Source organism: Variovorax sp. VRV01 (genome assembly GCF_014852545.1).
Lineage (GTDB): Bacteria > Pseudomonadota > Gammaproteobacteria > Burkholderiales > Burkholderiaceae_C > Variovorax > Variovorax beijingensis_A.
Window position 1 is genome coordinate 94,829 of sequence record NZ_JACVBS010000012.1, and the last position, 21,459, is coordinate 116,287.

Genomic DNA, 21,459 nt, shown 5'->3' on the forward strand with positions numbered 1-21,459 from the left:
AGAAGCCACACGAACACAGGCTTGTCGCCGCGACTCAGCGGCAAGGGGGCGCTGATCCTACGCTTCGCGATGAAGCAAGTCGAGTGCGATGCCGCGCCCCGCGCCCTCCCCTGGGTACCCCATTGCCGCCTCGGATCAGCTGCGGCTCGCGTCGTGCGCCGGCTTGCCGACCTGCACGCTCACTTCCTCGCCCTTGAGCTTCGCCTGCACGGCCTTGATGGCCTTGTCGAGCCGCGCGCCGTAGTCGGCATCGGCCTGGCGGAAGTAGCTCACCGAACGGTCGATGATGTCCTGCCGCGTCACCGCGCCCAGGCCGCCCGCGATGTTGTTCACCAGCCGTTCCTTGGCGGCTTCGTCCATCAGGCGGTAGAGGTCGCCGGCCTGCACGAAGTCGTTGTCCTCGGGGTGCTTCTGCCACTGGTGGCTGCCGGTCCAGCCATGGATCTCGAGCGGTGCGTAGACCGGCTCGTTGCTCTGCTTGGGTGCGTTGCTGAAGCTGTTGGGCTCGTAGTTGGGACCGCGGCCGCCGTTGCCGTCGCCGCGCATCGCGCCATCGCGACCGTAGTTCTGCGCCGTGGTGGCGTGCGGGCGGTTCACCGGCAGCTGCGTGTGGTTGATGCCCAGGCGGTAGCGCTGCGTGTCGCCGTAGCTGAACAGCCGGCCCTGCAGCATCTTGTCGGGCGAAGGGCCGATGCCGGGCACGAAGTTGGCCGGGTTGAACGCGGCCTGCTCGATCTCGGCAAAGTAGTTGTCGGGATTTCGGTTGAGCGTGAGGATGCCGATGTCGATCTTCGGATAGTCCTTGTGCGACCAGACCTTGGTCAGGTCGAAGGGGTTGAAGCGGTAGGTCTGCGCCTCGGCCACCGGCATGATCTGCACCTGGACGCGCCAGCTCGGGAACTCGCCGCGCTCGATCGAATGCAGCAGGTCGAGGTGGTGGTGGTTCGGGTTTTCGCCGCCCACGCGCTGCGCCTCTTCGGCCACGAAGGTCTCGATGCCCTGGTTGGTCTTGAAGTGGTACTTGACCCAGAAGGCCTCGCCCTTGGCGTTCACCCACTGGAAGGTGTGCGAGCCGAAGCCGTCCATGTGGCGGTAGCTCTTCGGAATGCCGCGGTCGCCGAACAGCCAGGTGAACTGGTGCGTGGCCTCGGGCGAATGCGAGAAGAAGTCCCAGGCGTTGTTGGGCTCCTGCACATGGCTGTAGGGATCGCGCTTCTGCGAGTGGATGAAGTCGGGAAACTTGAGCGGATCGCGGATGAAGAAGACCGGCGTGTTGTTGCCGACGAGGTCGTAGTTGCCTTCTTCGGTATAGAACTTGAGGGCGAAGCCGCGCGGGTCGCGCACGGTGTCGGCCGAGCCGAGCTCGAGCGCCACGGTTGAGAAGCGCGCCAGCACCTCGGTCTTCTTGCCGACCTGGCTCAGAAACCTGGCCTTGGTCCATTTCGACACGTCGGCCGTGACCTCGAAGGTGCCGAAGGCGCCCGAACCGCGCGCATGCACCACGCGCTCCGGAATGCGCTCACGGTCGAAGCGAGCGAGCTTTTCGATCAGGTGGTGGTCCTGCATCAGCACGGGGCCGCCGGGGCCCGCCGTCTGCGACTGCTGGTTGTTCTCGACGGGCGCGCCGTTTTCGGTGGTGAGCTTGCGGGAATCGGTCATGGGTGGGCTTCCTCTTGAGTTGATGAGCCCATGCATTCTCTCAATGGACGCAGCCCTGCTGCATCACATTGAGCTATCGCCTCGATAGGCGGCCGACCTAGACGATCAGCGCGATCGTGGCTTCGAGGTGCTCCGACGGCGCCCGGCGGAAGCCCGAGCGCGTGAAGCGCTGCAGCTGCCCGACCACGAAGGCCGTGAGCGCGGCGGCGCGCACCTGCGCATCGACGCTCGGGGTGGCCGAGCCGTCCGCGGCGGCTGCTCCGCGCAGCACCTGGCGCAGGGTGGCCTCGATCTTGTCGAAGAACTGGTTCATGCGCTGCTGGAGACGCTCGTTCTCGAACACCAGCGCGTCGCCCACCATGACGCGCGTCATGCCGGGGTTGCGCTCGGCAAACTGCACCAGCAGCGTGAGGATCTTTGCGGCCTGCTGGGCCCCCGTCGCGCCTTCGCGCTCGAGGATCTGGTTCACCAGCGTGAAGACGCTCTGCTCGATGAAGTCGATCAGGCCTTCGAACATCTGGGCCTTGCTCGCGAAGTGGCGGTAGAGCGCGGCTTCGCTGACGTCGAGCCGCGCGGCCAGTGCCGCGGTCGTCACCCGCTCGGCGCCGGGCTGCTCGAGCATGGCGGCCAGCGCCTGCAGGATCTGCACGCGCCGCTCCCCGGGCTTGGGACGCTTTCGGACCGGCGCGACGGGCGTCGACGTCTCGGTAGGGGTTTCTGTGCCGGGATGGCTTGTCTCTTCGTTCTGCATGGAAGCGCGTGCAAAGATGTAATCAATTGATTCTCGCACAGGGCCGCGCAGTGAGCGCGCGCAAACCGGCCCCGGGAAAGCTCGTACAGAATCGGCCCATCCAACCAAGCAAGAGTTCTCATGGCCCCAAAAAGCGTTCTGGTGACGGGTGGTGCAGGTTTCATTGGCAGCCACACCTGCGTCGCGCTGGCCACCGCCGGATACACACCGGTGATTCTCGACAATCTGGGCAACAGCGACATCCGGGTATTGGAGCGGTTGCGGCAGATCACCGGCAGCGCGCCGCGGCTGATCGAGGGCGACGTGCGCGACCGGGCCCTGCTCGACCGCGTGCTGGGCGAAGAAGGCTTTTCGGCCGTAATCCACTTCGCGGGCCTCAAGGCCGTGGGCGACTCGGTGGCCGACCCGCTCACCTACTACGACAACAACGTGCACGGCAGCCTCGTGCTCGCCTCGGCCATGGAGCAGGCGGGCGTGCGGACGCTGATCTTTTCGTCCTCGGCCACGGTGTACGGCGAACCCGACCACTCCCCCATTCCGGAAGACGCGCCCTGCAGGCCGGCCAATCCTTACGGCCGCTCCAAGCGCATGGTGGAAGAGGCGCTGGCCGACCTGCAGCGCGCGCAGCCCGGCTGGCGCATTGCGCTGCTGCGCTACTTCAACCCGGTCGGCGCGCATGAAAGCGGGCTCATCGGCGAACACCCGCAGGGCAAGCCGAACAACCTGATGCCCTTCGTGTGCCAGGTGGCCGTGGGGCAGCGCGACAAGCTGCTGATCCACGGCAACGACTACCCTACGCCCGACGGCACCGGCGTGCGCGACTACGTGCATGTGATGGACCTCGCCGAGGGGCATGTGGCGGCGCTTCGGCATGCGCAAGGCCATGCGGGCCTGGTCACGCTGAACCTCGGCACCGGCCGCGGCGCCTCGGTGCTGGAGGTGGTGCATGCCTTCGAGCGCGCGAGCGGGCGTCCGCTGCCTTACGAGATCGGCCCGCGCCGGCCCGGCGACGTGCCCGCGTACTGGGGCGATCCCTCGCTGGCAGAAGCCACGCTCGGCTGGCGCGCGCACCGCGGGCTCGACCAGATGTGCGCCGACAGCTGGCGCTGGCAGCAGGGCAATCCGAACGGCTACGACACCAGAGCCATGGATCGCTAGTGGCTTTGGCCGCGGGCGGTTCTGACCGTTGCGGCACGGCGTCCGCTTGGGGGCACCGGTTTGCCGCCATCGAAATCAGACAAGTGCTGGTATTCAGTCGGCACGTTGTCCTTCAGGTCGCGGCAAACCGCTGCGTACGCTGGTAACGAGCACATACATCCGGACTGAATAAGCCAAAGCTCAAACAGGCTGTTACCAGCCTGCGGTTCTTCCTTGGCTGCTTCTCTCGGTATTCTGATTCGGTGGGCCTCTGCATGCCAGAGAGTCCTCGGTACCGCCGCCCCTTGAAGACTTGGAGAATGATTTGTCTATCGATCAAGCGCGATATGCCCATTGGGCTGCAGCGTGCAGGTTTTCATCCTTCACGGATGCCGAATACCTGGCATGGACCGACGTAGAAGTATCCTGCGCAAAGGAAGAAGATCCGGCGCTGCGCCTGGAGTTGGCGCATCTCCCGTACCGGCACGGCATCACCTTCGCAATCGCCGACAGCGGCGACGATGCAGGGTTGCGCGCCACCCTGGCCTCGCTTTCCCCACAGTTGTGTCAGCGGTTCGATGTGGTGGTGGCATGCACCCCCTTGCGCGCGGAAGCGGTCACCAACGCGCTCTCGTTCGTCCGCGATTCGATCAACATCCGCCTCGTGGCCGCGAACGCGCCGGCAAGCCGGCTCGAACTGCAGCAACTCGCGCTCGAGCACACGGCCGAGACTTGGTTCGGAGTGATCCTCGCGGGCGACCGGCTCGCACCGCGGGCCGTTTCGTCGATCCAGCTCACGCTCGCGAAATGGCCCGATGCGGCGGTCATCTATGCGGACGAGGACTGGATCGCCGAGGGCCAGGCCCGCTGCAAGCCGCGCTTCAAGTCGGCATGGGATCCCGAGGCCCAGCTCGGCTTCGACCTGCTGGACGGGCTGTGCGTAATGAAGCGCGCCAACGTTCTCGCAGCTGGAGGCTTTCGCGCCGAATTCGAGCCGGCCGCAAGCTACGACCTGCACTGCAGGGTGGCGATGCCGCTGCCCTGCAGCCAGGTGCGCCATATTCCCTCGGTGCTGTATCACCGGCAGGTCCCGCCAATCATCGATGCGGGCGACACGCGGCAGGCCGTCGAGGCCTATGCGGCGGCGGCCCGGCGGGTGGCGGCTGAAGCGGCGTTCTGGCAGACGGGTATGGCGGCCGAGGTGCTGCCCTCGCCGATCGCGGAGTTCGTCAACCATGTCCGCCGCTCACTGCCCAGCCCCGCGCCACGGGTCAGCGTGCTCGTGCCGACGCGCGACCGTGCCCATCTGGTAAGGACCTGCCTGGACGGCCTGCTGCGCAAGACCGACTATCCGGATTTCGAAGTCCTCATCCTCGATAACGACAGCGTCGAGCCGGCGACGCTGTCGCTCTTCGCCGAGCTGGCCGCGGACCCTCGCGTGCGCGTGCTGCGCGTGCCTGGCCCGTTCAATTTCTCGGCCATCAACAACGCCGGCGTGCAGGCCTCGACCGGCGAGGTGCTGCTCTTCCTAAACAACGACATCGAGATCCTCGATGGCGGATGGCTCAGGGAGATGGTCGGCGAAGCCATGCGGCCGGACATCGGCTGCGTGGGCGCCAAGCTCCTGTACGGCAACGGCACGGTCCAACACGCCGGCGTCATGCTGCAGCACGGCCCGCTGGCGATGCATGTCTGCCGCACCGATGGCGCCACCGACACCGGCCTGGACGGGCGGCTCGCCGGCACGCGCGACTACCTGGCGGTCACGGGAGCCTGCCTGGCGGTTCGGCGCTCGGTGTTCGAGCAGGTGGGCGGCTTCGACGGCGAGCACCTGCCGGTGGCCTACAACGACATCGACCTGTGCCTGAAGGTGAACGATGCGGGCTACCGCAACATCTGCACGCCGTTTGCCTCGCTGCTGCACCTGGAGAGCGCCTCGCGCGGGCACGACCATGTTTCCGAAGAGAAGCAGCAGCGGGCAGCGCGCGAGCAGGCGCATGCCAGCGCCAAGTGGATCGATCGCTTCGAGCACGACCCCTATCACAACCCGAATGTCCAGCTGGACTGGGTCACCGGCGCGCACCTGGCCCCCAGCGCCGGCCAGCAATGGCAGCTCGCGCGCTGAGGCGGGTGCGGCGGTTTCATCGACTTTCTAGCGGAGGCCCGGACTCGTCCGGGCAGGAATACAAATGAAAGAACCTACCCTCATTCTTCCGACGGTCGACAAGTCGCTCGACGTGCTGACGCACCCGGTGCTGGACCCACTTTTCTGGACGCCGCACCTGCTCGGCAAGGCCAGTGCCTGGTGGACCCACACGCCGTTCGCGTTCTGGATCGTGGCGGCTTGCAAGCCGGGCCTGCTGGTGGAACTGGGCACGCACAATGGCGTGTCGTACGCGGCATTCTGCGAGGCCGTTGCGCGGCTCAAGTCGGCCACGCGCTGCTACGCCGTGGACACCTGGGCCGGAGACGAGCACGCCGGGCATTTCGACGCGCAGGTCTACCACGAGCTGCGCGACTTCCATGACAAGCACTTCAGCGCCTTCTCCGAGCTCCTGAAGTCCACCTTTGACGACGCGTTGCCGTACTTCGCCGACGGCTCCATCGACCTGCTGCACATCGACGGCTTCCACACCTACGAGGCGGTCAAGCACGACTTCGAGACCTGGCTTCCCAAGCTGTCGGACAAGGCCGTGGTGCTGTTCCACGACACCAATGTGCGCAGCGGCAATTTCGGCGTCTTCCGCTTCTTCGCCGAACAGGCGCTTCACTATCCCTCGTTCGAGTTCCTGCACGGGCATGGGCTCGGCGTGCTGGCCGTGGGCGACCGCGCGCCGGCCGCCGCCATGGCGCTGTGCAACCTCGAGCCCGAGCGCGCCGATGCCGCCAGGTCGCGCTTCTCGCACCTAGGCGCGCGCTGGTTCGTCACCACGCGCGAACAGCTCGGTTCGGCCGACCTGCATCAGCGCATCCACGACGTCCATGCCCAGCGCGCGCCGGTGGAAGCGGAACTGGCCCAGGTGGCGGCCGCCCGCGCCGCCGAGGCCGAGGCCCGCGCCAGCGCCGAAGGGCAAGTGAGCGCCCTGTCCCAGGAGGTGACCCAGAAGGCCGCCCAGCTGGAAGACCTGAGCAAGCAGGCCAGCGATGCGCAGGCGAAGGCCGCCCGGGCCGAAGCCGCCGCCCGCGCAACCGGCTTCGCCCACGAGCAGGCGAACCGGCGCGTGGCAGAGCTGCGGAATGTCGTGGCGCAATTGGCCTCCGACCTGAACAAGACCCGCGACGACCTGAACGAGACCAGCGACGCCAGGAGCCTGCAGCAGCGCACCGCGCTGGCCTGGAAGAACCTCGCCGACCGGAAGGAAGACCGGGTCGAATCGCTGATGGAGCGCTTCACGCGCCTGCGGGTGGACCCGTCGCTGAGCGTAAAGGCCAAGCTGCGCAGGCGCCTGCGGCTGCTTGCCCGCCGCCTTGCCGGCAAGCGGGTGGACCTGGGCGCGGTGGAGATCGTCCGGTTCTCGCCCTACTTCGATCGCGAGTGGTACCTGAAGACCTACCCCGACGTCGCATCGGCCGGCACGGACCCCGCGGAGCACTACGTCACCCACGGCGCGGCCGAAGGGCGCCAGCCCGGCCCGTGGTTCTCGGGCACCGAATACACCGCGCGCTATGGGGACGCGGCGGGCTTCAATCCGCTGCTTCACTACATGCTGGTCGGCGCCCGAGAGGGGCGGCGCGCCGGCCTGCTCGGCAGCGACGACACGGAGCCGCCGCCCCTTCCTGTATTGCCGAGCCGGGTGTTCTCGATCTTCTATGTCTCGGGCGAGGCGGATACGCCCGGCCATCTGTACCGCGTGGCGCGCTACATCGAGGCTGCGCGGATGAACGGCGTGCCGGCGGAATGGGTCCGGCAGGAAGAGCTGGAGGCGCGGCTCGAGCTGACCTCGCGGCACGACGTGATGATTCTCTGGCGCACCCAGTGGAGCTCCGCCCTCGAAAAAGCCATCGGGCTGATGCATGCGCAGGGCAAGAAGGTGGTGTTCGACATCGACGACCTGATGATCGAGCCGGACCTGGCCGACACCAAGGTGATCGACGGCATCCGCTCCAACGCCCATCCGGAAGCCGCGGTGCGCGAGCTCTTCGCGAGCGTACGCAGGTCCATGCTCGCGGCCGACGTCTGCATTGCCAGCACGCAGGAACTGGCCTACCACATGCGCTGGGCGGGCAAGTCCACCCATGTGCTGTTCAACGGCTTCGACGACCAGACCTTCGAGCTGTCGCGCCGCAGTGCGAGGCAGTGGCGCAGCGCGCGCACCGATAACCTGGTGCGCATCGGCTATGCCGGCGGATCGCGGACGCACCAGCGCGACCTGGGCCTGGCCATCGAGGCGATCGCGCGCGTGCTGCGCGAAAACGAGCTGTGCCGCCTGGTGCTGTTCCAGACCGAGTCCGGCATGCGCCTGGTCGACGTGGAGGAATATCCGGTGATGGCCGGCCTGGCGCACCGCATCGAATGGCGGCCCTTCCAGACCCTGGAGACACTGCCGCGCGAAATTGCGCGCTTCGACATCAACATCGCTCCGCTGGAATTCGGCAACCCCTTCTGCGAGGCCAAGAGCGAATTGAAGTTCTTCGAGGCCGCGCTGGTCGACGTTCCCACCATCGCGTCGCCGACCGGGCCGTTCACGCGGGCGATCGAGCACGGCGTGTCGGGCTTCCTGGCCGCGAGCGCCGACGACTGGTACCACCACCTTTCAAGCCTTGCTTCCGACCCCGAGCTCAGGACCCGCATCGGCTCGGCCGCGTTCCTGCGCGCGATGGCCTCGTACGGCCCGCTGCAGCGGGCCGCGCAGTTCGGCCGGGTGCTCGACCAGCTGCAAGGCGATGCGCTGGCCGCGCGGGCCTTCGCACTCGATGCGCGCGTGCGCTCGACGCCGATCCGCCGGCCCCAGCTGATGCCGCTCGACGTGCTGTTCGAGCACCGAGCCGAAGAGGTCGAGCTTGCGGATGTCACGGTCGTCATTCCGCTCTACAACTACGAGCAGTTCATCGTCGAGGCGCTGGAATCCGTGCGTGCCCAGACGCTCGCGGTGCTGGACCTGGTGGTGGTGGACGACTGTTCGACTGACGGCTCGCTGGACACCGTGCTGGCATGGGCCCGGCAGCACGCCAGGCGCTTCAACCGCGTGGCAGTTGCCCGGCATGAGGCCAACAGCGGCCTGGGCCTCACGCGCAATGCGGGCTTCCACCTCGCGGACAGCCCCTACGTGCTGCCCCTGGATGCCGATAACCGGCTGCGCCCGAAATGCTGCGAGGAGCTGCGCCGCGCCATCCGCACCGAGCGCGTGGCCTTCGCCTACCCGACCATCCAGCACTTCGGCGCCTCCAGTGCGCTGCTGGGCGACTCCCGCTACGAGCCACAGCGCTTCGTGGCCGGCAACTACATCGATGCGATGGCGCTGGTCTCGAAGGAGGTGTGGGCGATCGTCGGGGGCTACAACCACGTTCGCCACGGCTGGGAAGACTTCGACTTCTGGTGCCGGCTCGCGGAGCAGGGCCAGCGCGGCGTGTGGGAGGCGCAAACGCTCGCGGACTACCGCGTGCATGCGGGCTCGATGCTCAAGGCCGAGACAACGGTCCCGCAGAATTACCAGCGGCTGATCGAGAACTTCAAGGCCCAGTATCCCTGGGTGTCGCTGATCGACGAGCGGCTCGCGCGCAAACCGCCGGCGCTGCAGGCGGCGCTGAGCGACGACGGCGCGAAGTCGCGGCTCCAGGCGCTGCTGCCGATTCTTCGCTGTCCCAAGACCGGGCTCAAGCTGACGGCCGATGCGGCAAGCGGCGCGCTGGTGACCGTGGACGGCTGGCGGCGCTGGCCCGTCGTCCAGGGCCGGGCTGTTCTTTGCGAGGACATCGGCGAGCCCGAGGTAAAACCCGCCGAGCACGTCAGCAACGCGCTGCCGCCCGAAGCCCTGAAGCTCACAAAGAGCACCAAGGGGTGGGTGCTGAATCTCAGCGGCGGAGGCTCGCAGGAAAAGATCGAGAACGTGGTCGAGGTCGAATACTGCCTGTTCAGGCACACCGACGTGGTCGCGGACGCCCACGTGCTGCCGTTCGACGACGCGGTCTTCGATGCCGCGATCGTCATGAACGCCTTCGAGCACTACCGCGAACCGCAGAAGGTGGCGGCGGAGCTCCTGCGGGTGCTCAAGCCCGGCGGCCGCATCCTGGTGCGCACGGCCTTCATGCAGCCGCTGCACGAGCGGCCCTGGCACTTCTTCAACTGCACCCGCTACGGGCTGGAGCAGTGGTTCCGCGAGTTCGAGGCCGAGCGCGTGCGGGTGTCGGAGAATTTCGCGCCGAATCACTCCGTCAGCTGGCTGGCGTCGGAGTGCGAACAGGCGCTGCGCGCCAACGTGTCCGACGAAGCCGCGGAACGCTTCCGGGAGACCCCCGCGGGCGAGCTCGTGGACCTGTGGCGCGATCCGTCGCTGCGCGGCACGCCGCTCTGGACCGATTTCGAGAAGCTGCCGCAGTCGGTGCAGGAGGTGGGCGCCGCGGGATTCGAATTCCTGGGCCGGAAACCCGCGGTTGGGAGGGTGAACGTGAACGGCTGAGGCTGCGGCCTCAGCGCGCGCGGATCATCGTGCCGTAGGCTTGGTCGGTCAGGATCTCGAGCAGCATCGCGTGCGGCACGCGGCCGTCGATGATGTGCACGGCGTTGACGCCGCTCTTGGCCGCATCGAGCGCGCCCTCGATCTTGGGCAGCATGCCGCCCGAGATGGTGCCGTCGGCAAACAGGTCGTCGATCTCGCGCGCGCTCAGGTTGGTGAGCAGATTGCCGTCCTTGTCGAGCACGCCGGGCGTGTTGGTCAGGAGCATGAGCTTCTCGGCCTTGAGGACGGTGGCAAGCTTGCCGGCCACCACGTCGGCGTTGATGTTGTAGCTCTCGTTCTCCTCGCCGAAGCCGATCGGGCTCACCACGGGAATGAAGGCGTCGTCCTGCAGCGCCTTGACCACGCTGGGGTCGATGGAGACGATGTCGCCCACCTGGCCCACGTCGTGGTGCAGGGTGGGGTCGGCGCGGTCCGCCATCTTGAGCTTCTGCGCGCGGATCATGCCGCCGTCGCGGCCGGTCAGGCCCACGGCCTTGCCGCCGGCCTGGTTGATCAGGCCCACGATGTCCTGCTGCACCTCGCCGGCCAGCACCCATTCGACCACCTCCATGGTCTCGGCATCGGTCACGCGCATGCCCTGGATGAAGCTGCCCTTCTTGCCCAGGCGGTTGAGCGCCGCCTCGATCTGCGGACCGCCACCGTGCACCACCACCGGGTTCATGCCGACCAGCTTGAGCAGCACCACGTCTTCGGCGAAGTCGGCCTGCAGGGCCGGATCGGTCATGGCGTTGCCGCCGTACTTGATGACGATGGTCTTGCCGTGGAACTTGCGGATGTACGGCAGCGCCTGGGCCAGGATCTCGGCCTTGTCGCGCGGGGGAATGTTGAGGACGGGATCGGTCATGGGCGGGCGGGCTCCAAAACGGTGAGGACGATGGGAGGAAGGAATTCTTGCAGCAAGGAAGCCGGCCGTCACGGGCGCAGCCAGCGCGGCACCTTGAATCGCACGATCATCAGGTAGGCGCCCACGTAGGTCGTGACGAACAGCAGGCAGAACAGCATCAGCACGATCGTGTTGTTCCAGAACAGCACGGCCGGCACCACCGACAGCGCGGCGAACATCCAGAGGTAGGGCGAGGTCCGGTTGTTGCGGGCGAGCAATTGGCGCGCCTCGTCGTCGGCGAACGCCACACGCACGATGCGCCGGAAGATCAGCTGGTGGAAGTGCAGCGCGTCGGCGGTGCCAGGCGACTGCCCGCGCGCGAGCTTGCGGTAGATGGAGAACAGCGTCTCCCAGACCGGGTAGATCAGCAGCAGCATCGGGAACCACGGCGAGACGACGCGGTGGCGCTGCACCAGCGTCACGCAGGCCAGCGCAATCACCATGCCCCACACGTAGGCGCCGCCGTCGCCGGCAAAGATCTTGCCGCGCGGATAGTTCCAGATCAGGAAGCCGATGGTGGCGCCGACCAGGCAGACCATCATGGCCGCGAGCTGGCGGTCGCCCACCTGCAGCGCCACGTGCGAAATGGCAAGGCACACCAGCACCGCCACCGTGCCTGCCAGCCCGTTGTAGCCGTCGATGATGTTGAAGGCATGCGGCAGCCCGCCGATGGCCAGAGCCGCGAACAGCACGGCGCCGTACGGCACCATGGCCAACCAGCCGTCGACCGCCTCGATGCCGGTGCGCGACAGGCCCAGGCCCAGCACCCAGCACGCGAGCAGCGCAGAGCCGATGGTCAGCGCCAGCCGCCAGCGCACCTTGACGTTCTGTGTCACGTCTTCGACGATGCCGCCGAGGACCGCCGGCGCGATGCACAGCAGCGTGAGCATCGAGGTCTTGAGCGGCCAGGACACGTTGAACGGGTCGGTGCCGGTGATGCCGGAGGCCATCCAGGCCACGCCCATGCCGAGCAGGATGCCCGCCCCCCCGAGCCGCGGCACGTGGCCCTTGTGGAAGCGCTGGGGCATGTCGGCGCCATAGAGCCGGGCGTGCCTGCGCGCGCGGCGCATGAACACCTGGACCCCGAAGGCGGAGACGAAGAAACTGATGACGATCAGAGCAATCATGTGTGGGTGTTGGGGAACCCTAGAATTCCCGAGCGAAATTAGACCATGCCAGCGCCCCCTTCCTCTTCTTCCCCCCCGATCACCATTTCGATCGTCAGCCACGGCCAGCTGGCATTGGTGCGCCCGCTGCTCGAGCAGCTGGACCGTTTCTGCCGCAGTTCGACCGCCAAGGTCGTGCTCACGCTGAACATCCCCGAACCCGACGTGCTGGCCGGCCTGGACTGGGGTTTTGCGGTCGAGCGGATCGAAAACGCCAGCCCCAAGGGCTTTGGCGCCAACCACAACCAGGCCTTCGGGCACTGCGATACGCCGTGGTTCCTGGTGCTCAACCCCGACATCCGCCTGGACGGCGACGTGCTGGCGCCGCTGATGGCCCAGGCCGCACCCGATGCCGGCCTGCTGACGCCGCGCATCCTCGAGCCCGGCCGCAGCACGCCCGAGCAGCACCGCGCCATCATCACGCCGCTCGAGATCCTCACGCGGCGCAAGCCGGGGTACGTGCGCCCGGCGGTGCCGGACTGGATTCCGGGCCTGTTCATGCTGTTCCGCAGCCAGGCCTACCGCCAGATCGGGGGCTTCGACGAGCGCTTCTTCATGTACGGCGAAGACTTCGACATCTGCGCCCGCACCCAGCTGGCGGGCTGGAAGCTGCAGGTGGGCGAAGACCTGCTCGCGCGCCACGAGGCCCAGCGCGCCAGCCGCACCAGCAGAAAACATCTCTACTGGCACGTGACCAGCCTGTTCAAGGTGTGGACCTCGGGTGCGTTCTGGCGCTACCTGCGGGCCCGCTCCCGCGGGACCTGAAAAAGCCGCCCCCGCGTTTGCGCCGACAATCCGGGGCCGGGAAGCCAGCAGAGACCGCAGGCGCCGTCCCCTCCCAACCACGACGATGACGACCACGAGCAGCCCGACAGCCCCGCAGGAACACGCCCACCTGCTCCATCCCAAGTACCGACCCGACATCGACGGCCTGCGCGCCGTCGCCGTGCTTTCCGTGCTCGGCTACCACGCGTTTCCGCAGTGGATCAAGGGCGGCTTCATCGGGGTCGACATCTTCTTCGTCATCTCGGGCTTCCTGATCACCACCATCATCCTGGGCAGCTTCGAGGGCGACGGGTTCAGCTACCGCGAGTTCTACGCCCGGCGGGTGAAGCGCATCTTCCCGGCGCTGGTGCTGGTGCTGGCAGCCACCTTTGCCTTCGGCTGGTATGCACTGCTGCCGCACGAGTGGGAGCAGCTCGGCAAGCACGTGGCGGCGGGCGCCGGCTTCGTCTCGAACTTCGCCTTCTGGAGCGAAGCCGGCTACTTCGACAACGCGGCCGAGACCAAGCCGCTGCTGCACCTGTGGTCGCTGGCCATCGAGGAGCAGTTCTACATCTTCTGGCCCGTGCTGCTGGGCCTGGCCTGGAAGCGCAAGTGGCGCGTGCTCGCGGTGGTGGGCACGGTGGCAGCCCTGTCGTTCCTGCTCAACGTCACGACCATCCACAGCCACCGCACGGCGGCCTTCTATTCGCCGCTGTCGCGCTTCTGGGAGCTGATGATCGGCGGCATGCTGGCGTACATGCGGCTGCACCGCCCCCTGCCCAAGCCAGGCTGGGGCCGCCATGCGCAGTCGATCGCCGGCCTGGTGCTGATCGGCCTGGGCCTCGCGTTCATCCGCGGCGGCAAGGCATTCCCGGGGTTCTGGGCCATCCTGCCCACGCTGGGTGCGTTCTACTGCATCGCGGCCGGCCCGACCGGCGTGCTCAACCGCTATGTGCTCGCCTCGAAGCCGATGGTATGGGTCGGCCTGATCAGCTATCCGCTGTACCTCTGGCACTGGCCGCTGCTGGTGTATGCGCGCATCGTCGAGGGCGACCTGCCCTCCAACGGGCTGCGCGCGCTAATGCTGCTGGCGGCCGTCGTGCTGGCCTGGCTGACCTACCGTTTCGTCGAGCGCGGCACGCGCCGCAGCGAGAACGACACCGTCATCTCGGTGCTGGTGGCGCTGATGGTGGGCTTCGTGGTGCTGGGCACCCTGGCGGCCACGCGCTACTACGTGGGGCGGCACAGCGACCCCTACTTCAACAAGACGGCCGCGGCCGCCAAGGACTGGGGCTACCCGGACGGGCTGAGCCCCATCAAGGTCGACGGCGAGGTGCTCCAGCAGATCGGCCACGGCAAGCGCCGGGTGCTGCTCTTCGGCGACAGCCACATCGAGCAATACGGCCCGCGCGCCGTAGAACTGAGCAAGATCGCGCCCGACACGCTCGATTCGCTCTCCTTCGCCACCTGGGGCGCCTGCCCGCCCATTCCCAACGTGGTCGACGAAAAGAACAACCTGTGCGGCGAGCGCCGCGATGGCGCCATGCGCCTGGCCATCAGCGACAAGTTCGATGCGGTGGTGTTCGGCGGCTGCTGGAACTGCTACTTCTCGGAGACCGGCAAGCCCAATGCCGCGAACGCTGACGCGGACCGTTACTACTACTCCGACGGCAAGACCAAACACCGCTTCATGGGCGGCGGCGGCGTGGACCTTGCGCTCAACATGCTGGAGGCGGTGATGACGAATCTTGCCAAGCACAAACAGGTGTACCTCTTGCTGGACAACCCGGTGGGCGAAGGCTTTGGACCTGAAGAATTCATCAAGGGGGGGCGGCTTGGAGACATGAAAGTGGCTCGCATGTCGCCTACTGCGCCCTGGCCGGTGGCACAGAAGCAACTGCACGAACGCATGCGCCAGATTGCCCAGCGCAGCGGCGCCATCGTGATCGATCCGATCCCAACGCTCTGCAAAAACGGCGAATGCACCCGCGCGGATGCCGACGCCACGCCGATCTACAAGGACTCGGGCCACCTGCGTGCCGAATACGTGCGTAAGTTCGCCACGTACATCGACAAGGCGATGAGCACGCAGAGGCGGCCTGCCGAAGCCGCCCGTTAGTCCACCAGGCGTCCTCGAGCGCGTGGAATCAGCCCCTGTAGATGCGCCGCAAACGGCGAATGCCAGGCAGCCGCGTCATCGCGCCCACGAAGCGCACCATCCCCGGTGTACTGTGTTGCAGCAGTTGGAGCGTGATCCACAGGCGCAGCTTTGCCTTGCGGCCCACATGGGGATTGGCAAAGACGATGGCCGCATATTCGGCGAGTACTGCGCTCATTTCGCCGCGGTATTCGGAATCGGTCTTGATGGCCTCGATGGCCTCGTTCACGAAGAACGGATGGAACCGCGGCATCAGATAGTCGCGAAGGTAGTAGCGGCCGCGTTGATGCTCGTCGGGGAACATCTGCAGCAGCTTCTTGAAGTACTTGAAGCGGCTGCGGACCATCCGGATGCCGAAGGATGTGCTCGCCGTATGGATGCACCAGACTGTGACGGCCTTGTCCACGAATTGATTGCTGTAACCCTTGCGGAAGATGCGCAAGAAGAGATCGTCGTCCTCATAGCCCATGAACTGGGGGTCGAAGCCGCCCACCGCCTCGAAGGCTTTGCGGCTCACCAGGCTGGCCGAAGGCAGAACGAACATGTCGTAGCGCAGCAGGTCGAAGATGCTGCGCTTGGGGTGCTTCGCATGGTCCTTGACAACGTCCGTGCGGATCACATTGCCATCGGCATCCGCCTCGAACAAATCGGCGTAGACATAGCCGAAGAGCTGGTCGTCGGGCGGTATGGCGTTGACCAGCGTCTCAATGTGGTTGGGCAGATAGAAGTCGTCCTGATCAAGGAAGCAGAGGTACTCGGACGTGGACGCGGCGACGCCGGCGTTGCGCGCCGAACCCTGCCCTCCGTTTTCCTTGTCCAGGATGCGGAACGGATAGCGCTTCGCAAGCGCGTCGAGCGCCGCGCGCTCCTCGGGCCGGGAGCCATCGTTGACGACGATCACCTCGTTCGCGGGCACCGACTGCTCGAACACGCTGTGGACAGAACGCTCGATGAAGTCCGCCCCGTTGTAGAACGGAATGATCACCACCACGCTGGGCGGAGCGCCGGCGGTGGATACAGGAGGAGGGTTCGTGGGGGTCATTGTTTTTGTGGGAGTGACGCGATTCGCTTGGGCGCAGAGCCTACACAGATTCGAAGAGGTCGCGCACCACGCCCCGGAAGCCACGGCCGAACTTGTCGTAACGGCCGGTCATGGCTTCGCGCAGGATAGGCAGGCAACGAGCGAGCCGGGACGCAGGCAAGGCGGCGCGGAAGCGCTGGTGCTCGATCTTGCTGCGGACCTTCTCGAGAATCTCCGGTGACACCGGGCTTCCGATCTTCTGCAGCCGTGCGAGGAGCAGTTCGGCCTTGAAGGCCCGCTCGACATGCGTGTTGCCCCTGGAAGCCAGGGCCTTGCGCACCTTGGCTTCGAAGGTGTCGCGCCGGGCCCCGATCTGGTTCGACTCGTGCTGGCGATAGTCGATGAGCGGCTGCTCCATCAGATCGACCCGACCGACGGCCGACGCGATGATGCCCAGCCACTCGTCATGCACCCATTCCACGGGCAGGGGCAGAGCGTGCTCGAGCAGCGAACGGCGAAACACCGTGGTCGCGCCGGTCACGAGGTTGCGCCGCAGGAACACGTCGAAAGCGCCGCCGCCGTGGACGCGCTCGATCTCCGAAGGGGTGACTTCGAGCGCATGGAACAGCGTGTCGCCGATATCACGCCGCTCGGCGTCGACAAGGCGCGCATCGGTGTGCAAAAGCAGAAGATTCGGATCCCTCTCGAAAAGCGGGGCCATCTGCGCGAGGCGCTCGGGGAGCCAGATATCGTCCTGATCGCTGAGCGCAATCAGTTCGCCGGTGCAGGCCCCGATGGCCTGCTCGAAGTTCTTGACCACGCGCAGCGCGGGCCGGTTCTCGAAGATGCGCAGGGCCACGGGATGCTCCGGCCGTTCGGCGGCGCACTCGGCCACTGCAGCGCGCACCACCTCCACCGAACCGTCGGTCGACGCATCGTCGGACAACACGATCTCCACCGGCGGCAGGGTCTGCAGGCAGATGCTGCGCACCTGCTCGCGCAGGAAACGCGCGCCGTTGTGGGTGCAAAGGGCGATGGAGATTTCGGGGGAAAGGGGGATGCTCATGGCTTGCTCGTCCTGCGAGCGGTTATCAATGCGGCGAGGCGATCGGAGGCGGTTTCAACGGTTCCTGGAGCCCCCAGCGCGGGGGCCGGTAAAATTATCCCTTTCTTCACACCCGAACAAGAAAATGCGCGCCCTTTCGGTTGTGCTATTGGGGGGCGCAGAATCCCGGATCCGACCAACATCGCAACAGGCAACTTCCAAGCCAGGTTCATGTTTTGTGAAGACGGGGCGGAACTGTCACTGCAATATCATCACCAATGCGCAGCGCACTGGGCTGTCGTCCAGGGCCGCGGTATTGGCCAGATCGGCAACGTCCAGCGCGGGACCCTTTCTCGGCGGATATCGCCATACCCATTGAAAGAGAAACATCGATTGACGAACATCGGCAACGAGGAACTGGTGCTCATTGAAGCCCCGTGTCGAGAATATCCGGGCGAGAACGGTTTCGTGCGCCTGGCAAACACCTACGGGCGCGTATGAGCCAGATACATTCCAATTTGCATCGCAGCCCATGGTCTGACTGGTGGGAAGGTACGCGCCGCACAGACATCTGGTGGACGCTCGCGTGGTTCGACGTCGTGCTGCGCTATCGCCGTTCGATGCTGGGCCCGCTCTGGCTCACGTTGAGCATGGGCGCCATGATTGGCGGCATGGGCCCCCTGTACAGTTCCCTGTTCGGAACGGAGCTCTCCAAGTTCTTCCCTCACCTTGCGCTGGGCATTATTTTCTGGGGCTTCTTTTCGAGCGTGGTGACGGAGTCGTGCAATGCCTTTGTGGGCTCGTCCAACTACCTCAAGCAAGGCTACTTCCCGATCAGCCTGTTTGTCTGGCGGAGCATCGCGCGAAACCTGATCCAGTTCGCGCATCAAATCGTGTTGTATGTACCGGTTGCGCTTTGGGCGGGCATTTCCTTGTCCTGGTCTGCATTGCTGGTCATCCCGGCAATGGCCATCGCCATCGTCAATGCCCACGCCCTTGGGCTGTTGCTCGGGCTCATCTGTACCCGCTTCCGCGACGTCACCCAGATCGTGAGCAGCGTCATGCAGATGCTGATGTTCCTGACACCGGTGTTCTGGCTGCCCGAGAGTCTTCCAGACCGCGCCAAATACATCCTGTGGAACCCGTTTGCCCAGATGCTCGACCTGCTGCGTACGCCGCTCATGGGTGGAGTTGCCGCTGCGCACAGCTGGCTCGGCATCCTGGGGTGGTCAGCCTTGACTCTCATCGGCTCCGCAATCTTGTTCTCCAGATACCGTCGACGCGTTGTCTATTGGCTCTGATACATGGCTTCCATTTCACTCAAAAACGTTGCCGTCAACTTTCCGATCTATGGCGCTGGTGCAGCGTCATTGAAGAAAACACTTGCGGCGTCCGTCACCGGCGGCAGGTTTGGCAAGGAGACCGGCGTCACCGTCGTGCAGGCACTGAGCGATATCAACCTCGAGTTGAAGAGCGGAGACCGCCTGGGACTGATCGGACACAACGGCGCGGGCAAATCGACCCTGCTGCGCACGCTGGCCGGCGTCTATGAGCCTTCTGCCGGCGAATTCAAGCGCGAGGGTACGGTATCGAGCCTGATCGATCCGTCGCTCGGCATTGAGGCCGATGCGACCGGCATCGAGAACATCATGCTGCGTGGACTCGTCATGGGCCTGAGCAAAAAGGAAATCGACGCACGGATTCCGGAGATCTGCGAATTCAGCGGTCTCGGGCAGTACGTGAACATGCCCGTTCGCACCTACTCCACTGGGATGATGATGCGACTCGCCTTCTCGATTTCCACCAGCGTCGAAGCGGACATTCTCCTCATGGACGAATGGCTCTCGGTGGGCGATGCCGACTTCACCGAAAAAGCGGAAAAGCGCATGCGGGACGTGGTTTCCAAGTCGGGTATCCTGGTCCTCGCCTCGCACTCGCCAGCGTTGATCGCGAAGGAGTGCAACATGGTGGTCAAGCTGAGCCATGGGCGGCTCGAGCCCGCCGAGCTTTCCGTGCTGGCCGACGCAACGGAGCTGGACGATCGGCCTTAGAAGCCTGCGACGCTGGCGCCTTGGCCGGCAGGCTCCGGCCCGTGTGTCCAATCTCTCTCTTCCAAGGCAGAATTCAAGCGTCTGCAGTACGTACAGGCATCCGACGTGCAAAGTTGTGCGCTTTCCCTGAACAAAGAGAGAGGGTTTCATGAAGAAGCATGCTGTTGTTACGGGCATCACCGGGCAAGACGGCGCCTATCTGGCAGAGCTCCTGCTCGCCAAGAGCTATGTTGTCTATGGCGCCTACCGCCGCACCAGTTCGGTGAACTTCTGGCGCATTGAAGAGCTTGGAATCCAGCACAACCCCGATCTTCATCTGGTCGAATACGACCTTACCGACCTTGGCAGCTCGATCACGCTGATCCGCGACGCAGCGCCGGACGAGGTCTACAACCTCGCGGCCCAGAGCTTCGTCGGCGTCAGCTTCAATCAGCCCATCGCCACCGCGCAGATCACCGGCCTGGGTACGCTGCATCTGCTGGAAGCCATCCGCCTGGTCAACCCCCAGATCCGCTTCTATCAGGCCTCGACATCCGAGATGTTCGGCAAGGTCCAGGCCATCCCGCAGACCGAGGAAACGCCCTTCTATCCGCGCAGCCCCTATGGCGTTGCAAAGCTCTACGCCCACTGGATGACGATCAACTACCGCGAGAGCTATGACATCTTCGGCTGCAGCGGCATCCTCTTCAATCATGAAAGCCCGCTGCGTGGCCGGGAGTTCGTCACCCGGAAGATCACCGACGGCGTTGCAAAGATCAAGCTCGGCAAGCTGGAGGTGCTGGAACTCGGCAATCTCGATGCCAAGCGCGACTGGGGTTTTGCGAAGGAATACGTCGAGGGCATGTGGCGCATGCTGCAGGCAGAAGAACCCGATACCTACGTGCTCGCAACGAATCGCACGGAGACCGTGCGCGAGTTCGTTGCCATGGCGTTCAAGAGCGCCGGCATGGCCGTCGAATTCAGAGGTACCGGCGATTCGGAGTCCGCGGTCGACACGGCCACCGGCAAGACTGTGATGCGCATCAATCCAGCGTTCTATCGCCCGGCCGAAGTGGAGCTTCTGATCGGCAATCCCGCCAAGGCCAAGGCCAAGCTGGGTTGGGAACCCGCCACCACGCTCGAACAATTGTGTCAGCTGATGGTGGAGGCAGACCTTCGCCGAAACGCCCAGGGCGTGTCGTTTTGAGGATATTGCTGACCGGCGCCGAAGGATTCACTGGTCAGGTATTTGCCAAGCGAGCTGTTGCGGCTGGCCACGCCGTCATTGCACTTCAGTCCGACCTGACGCATCGCGAGGCCCTGCACCAGGAAGTGCGGGCGCTTGCACCCGACGCCGTGGTGCATCTGGCAGCCATCAGTTTTGTGGGGCACGCCAACGAAGCAGCGTTCTACGCAGTCAACGTGGTCGGGACCACCCATCTGCTAGATGCACTGTTGCAACTGCCCGCCAGGCCTGCCCGTGTTCTCCTGGCCAGCAGCGCCAACGTCTACGGCAATACAGCCCAATCCCCCATCAGCGAGAGCCAGAGCCCAGCGCCGATCAACCACTATGGCATGAGCAAGCTGGCCATGGAGTTCATGGCGAGAACCTACAACGAGCGGTTGAACCTGATCGTCGCGCGTCCCTTCAACTACACCGGGCCGGGACAGGACGCCCACTTTCTGATTCCCAAACTTGCCGCGCACTTTGCTGCGCGTGCGCCTTCGATTGAGTTGGGCAATCTGGATGTCGAACGCGAGTTCAACGATGTGCAGATGGTCTGTGATGCCTACCTGCTGCTGCTCGCGCACGGAGAACCGGGTGAAACCTACAACATCTGCTCCGGTCGGCCGTATGCGCTGCGCCGAATCATCGAGACTTTTGCGCGGATGACCTCGCACAACCTGCGCATCGAGACCAATCCAGCATTCGTCAGGGCGAACGAGGTGCACCGTCTGTGCGGCGACACAGAGAAGCTCCACGCTCTCCTGTCAAGGCGAGGAGCTATCTTGAATGAACCCACGCTAGAAGAAACGTTGGGGCGCATGTTGCTTCCCAAGCACGACTAGCCTTCACCTTCATTCGCGTGACCGGCGAGTCAAGCCTCTCCACAAGAGTTTCGTCGCCCAGTCTCTCTTGACGTTGTCACACCCGCAATCAACCCAC

General features: G+C 65.3%; 16 protein-coding genes. 10 read left to right on the forward strand and 6 right to left on the reverse strand.

All coding sequences use genetic code 11. The annotated features are described in order from the left end of the window. Positions 1–135: 135 nt before the first annotated feature. Together IB278_RS21350 and slmA are read right to left on the reverse strand one after the other, a co-directional pair. Positions 136–1,659 (reverse strand): catalase, encoded by a 1,524-nt coding sequence (locus tag IB278_RS21350; protein WP_145742195.1) that lies wholly within the window; start codon positions 1,657–1,659, stop codon positions 136–138. Between the two features lie 97 nt (positions 1,660–1,756). Continuing rightward, on the reverse strand, positions 1,757–2,410 hold the full coding sequence (gene slmA / locus IB278_RS21355) for a nucleoid occlusion factor SlmA (RefSeq protein WP_145742197.1): 654 nt from the start codon (positions 2,408–2,410) through the stop codon (positions 1,757–1,759). 120 nt (positions 2,411–2,530) lie between these two features. Here slmA and galE point away from each other — a divergent pair, with 120 nt between their 5' ends. The 3 genes from galE (at position 2,531) to IB278_RS21370 (ending at position 10,164) form a co-directional block, all read left to right on the forward strand. Beyond that, positions 2,531–3,568, forward strand: a complete 1,038-nt coding sequence (gene galE / locus IB278_RS21360) for a UDP-glucose 4-epimerase GalE (protein WP_192325299.1) — start codon at positions 2,531–2,533, stop codon at positions 3,566–3,568. 442 nt (positions 3,569–4,010) lie between these two features. Continuing rightward, a complete protein-coding gene (locus IB278_RS21365) occupies positions 4,011–5,672 on the forward strand; it encodes a glycosyltransferase family 2 protein (protein WP_225613056.1) in 1,662 nt (553 codons plus the stop codon). Between the two features lie 64 nt (positions 5,673–5,736). After that, the gene (locus IB278_RS21370; protein ID WP_192325301.1) at positions 5,737–10,164 is read left to right on the forward strand and encodes a class I SAM-dependent methyltransferase; all 4,428 of its coding nucleotides are present in this window, start codon (positions 5,737–5,739) and stop codon (positions 10,162–10,164) included. A gap of 10 nt (positions 10,165–10,174) precedes the next feature. Here the strand turns inward: IB278_RS21370 and argB are convergent, their stop codons facing one another. Together argB and IB278_RS21380 are read right to left on the reverse strand one after the other, a co-directional pair. After that, positions 10,175–11,068: an acetylglutamate kinase gene (argB, locus tag IB278_RS21375; protein WP_145742205.1), complete on the reverse strand. Its 894-nt coding sequence runs from the start codon at positions 11,066–11,068 to the stop codon at positions 10,175–10,177. 68 nt (positions 11,069–11,136) lie between these two features. Continuing rightward, positions 11,137–12,234 (reverse strand): glycosyltransferase family 4 protein, encoded by a 1,098-nt coding sequence (locus IB278_RS21380; protein ID WP_145742207.1) that lies wholly within the window; start codon positions 12,232–12,234, stop codon positions 11,137–11,139. A gap of 45 nt (positions 12,235–12,279) precedes the next feature. Here IB278_RS21380 and IB278_RS21385 point away from each other — a divergent pair, with 45 nt between their 5' ends. Further along, positions 12,280–13,038: a glycosyltransferase family 2 protein gene (locus IB278_RS21385; protein ID WP_145742209.1), complete on the forward strand. Its 759-nt coding sequence runs from the start codon at positions 12,280–12,282 to the stop codon at positions 13,036–13,038. A gap of 85 nt (positions 13,039–13,123) precedes the next feature. Continuing rightward, positions 13,124–15,157, forward strand: a complete 2,034-nt coding sequence (locus IB278_RS21390) for an acyltransferase family protein (RefSeq protein ID WP_192325303.1) — start codon at positions 13,124–13,126, stop codon at positions 15,155–15,157. 28 nt (positions 15,158–15,185) lie between these two features. Here the strand turns inward: IB278_RS21390 and IB278_RS21395 are convergent, their stop codons facing one another. Together IB278_RS21395 and IB278_RS21400 are read right to left on the reverse strand one after the other, a co-directional pair. Next, the gene (locus IB278_RS21395) at positions 15,186–16,238 is read right to left on the reverse strand and encodes a glycosyltransferase family 2 protein (RefSeq protein WP_192325305.1); all 1,053 of its coding nucleotides are present in this window, start codon (positions 16,236–16,238) and stop codon (positions 15,186–15,188) included. A gap of 40 nt (positions 16,239–16,278) precedes the next feature. After that, complete coding sequence (locus IB278_RS21400; protein WP_318646691.1) at positions 16,279–17,208, reverse strand: glycosyltransferase; 930 nt, start codon at positions 17,206–17,208, stop codon at positions 16,279–16,281. A gap of 27 nt (positions 17,209–17,235) precedes the next feature. On the opposite strand from IB278_RS21400, the gene IB278_RS33885 reads away from it, so the two are divergent. The 5 genes from IB278_RS33885 to IB278_RS21425 all read left to right on the forward strand — a co-directional run bounded on the left by IB278_RS33885 (position 17,236) and on the right by IB278_RS21425 (position 21,362). Beyond that, complete coding sequence (locus IB278_RS33885; protein ID WP_318646692.1) at positions 17,236–17,763, forward strand: hypothetical protein; 528 nt, start codon at positions 17,236–17,238, stop codon at positions 17,761–17,763. Continuing rightward, positions 17,760–18,563: an ABC transporter permease gene (locus IB278_RS21410; protein ID WP_192325309.1), complete on the forward strand. Its 804-nt coding sequence runs from the start codon at positions 17,760–17,762 to the stop codon at positions 18,561–18,563. The genes IB278_RS33885 and IB278_RS21410 overlap by 4 nt, the downstream gene beginning before the upstream one ends. Positions 18,564–18,566: 3 nt before the next feature. Then, the gene (locus IB278_RS21415) at positions 18,567–19,313 is read left to right on the forward strand and encodes an ABC transporter ATP-binding protein (protein WP_018903750.1); all 747 of its coding nucleotides are present in this window, start codon (positions 18,567–18,569) and stop codon (positions 19,311–19,313) included. A 148-nt stretch (positions 19,314–19,461) separates the two neighbouring features. Beyond that, positions 19,462–20,499 (forward strand): GDP-mannose 4,6-dehydratase, encoded by a 1,038-nt coding sequence (gmd, locus tag IB278_RS21420; protein ID WP_192325311.1) that lies wholly within the window; start codon positions 19,462–19,464, stop codon positions 20,497–20,499. Then, entirely contained in the window at positions 20,496–21,362 is an 867-nt protein-coding gene (locus IB278_RS21425) for a GDP-mannose 4,6-dehydratase (RefSeq protein WP_192325313.1), read from the forward strand. Before gmd ends, IB278_RS21425 begins: the two co-directional genes overlap by 4 nt. Positions 21,363–21,459: the final 97 nt, after the last annotated feature.

What these genes read in the sequence shown, in the direction of transcription:
- gmd (WP_192325311.1), top strand. Translation starts at nt 19,462, where the DNA reads ATGAAGAAGCATGCTGTTGTTACGGGCATCACCGGGCAAGACGGCGCC.
- IB278_RS21395 (WP_192325305.1), bottom strand. Translation starts at nt 16,238, where the DNA reads ATGACCCCCACGAACCCTCCTCCTGTATCCACCGCCGGCGCTCCGCCC.
- IB278_RS21370 (WP_192325301.1), top strand. Translation starts at nt 5,737, where the DNA reads ATGAAAGAACCTACCCTCATTCTTCCGACGGTCGACAAGTCGCTCGAC.
- IB278_RS21390 (WP_192325303.1), top strand. Translation starts at nt 13,124, where the DNA reads ATGACGACCACGAGCAGCCCGACAGCCCCGCAGGAACACGCCCACCTG.
- slmA (WP_145742197.1), bottom strand. Translation starts at nt 2,410, where the DNA reads ATGCAGAACGAAGAGACAAGCCATCCCGGCACAGAAACCCCTACCGAG.
- galE (WP_192325299.1), top strand. Translation starts at nt 2,531, where the DNA reads ATGGCCCCAAAAAGCGTTCTGGTGACGGGTGGTGCAGGTTTCATTGGC.
- argB (WP_145742205.1), bottom strand. Translation starts at nt 11,068, where the DNA reads ATGACCGATCCCGTCCTCAACATTCCCCCGCGCGACAAGGCCGAGATC.
- IB278_RS21380 (WP_145742207.1), bottom strand. Translation starts at nt 12,234, where the DNA reads ATGATTGCTCTGATCGTCATCAGTTTCTTCGTCTCCGCCTTCGGGGTC.
- IB278_RS21385 (WP_145742209.1), top strand. Translation starts at nt 12,280, where the DNA reads ATGCCAGCGCCCCCTTCCTCTTCTTCCCCCCCGATCACCATTTCGATC.
- IB278_RS21350 (WP_145742195.1), bottom strand. Translation starts at nt 1,659, where the DNA reads ATGACCGATTCCCGCAAGCTCACCACCGAAAACGGCGCGCCCGTCGAG.
- IB278_RS21415 (WP_018903750.1), top strand. Translation starts at nt 18,567, where the DNA reads ATGGCTTCCATTTCACTCAAAAACGTTGCCGTCAACTTTCCGATCTAT.
- IB278_RS21410 (WP_192325309.1), top strand. Translation starts at nt 17,760, where the DNA reads ATGAGCCAGATACATTCCAATTTGCATCGCAGCCCATGGTCTGACTGG.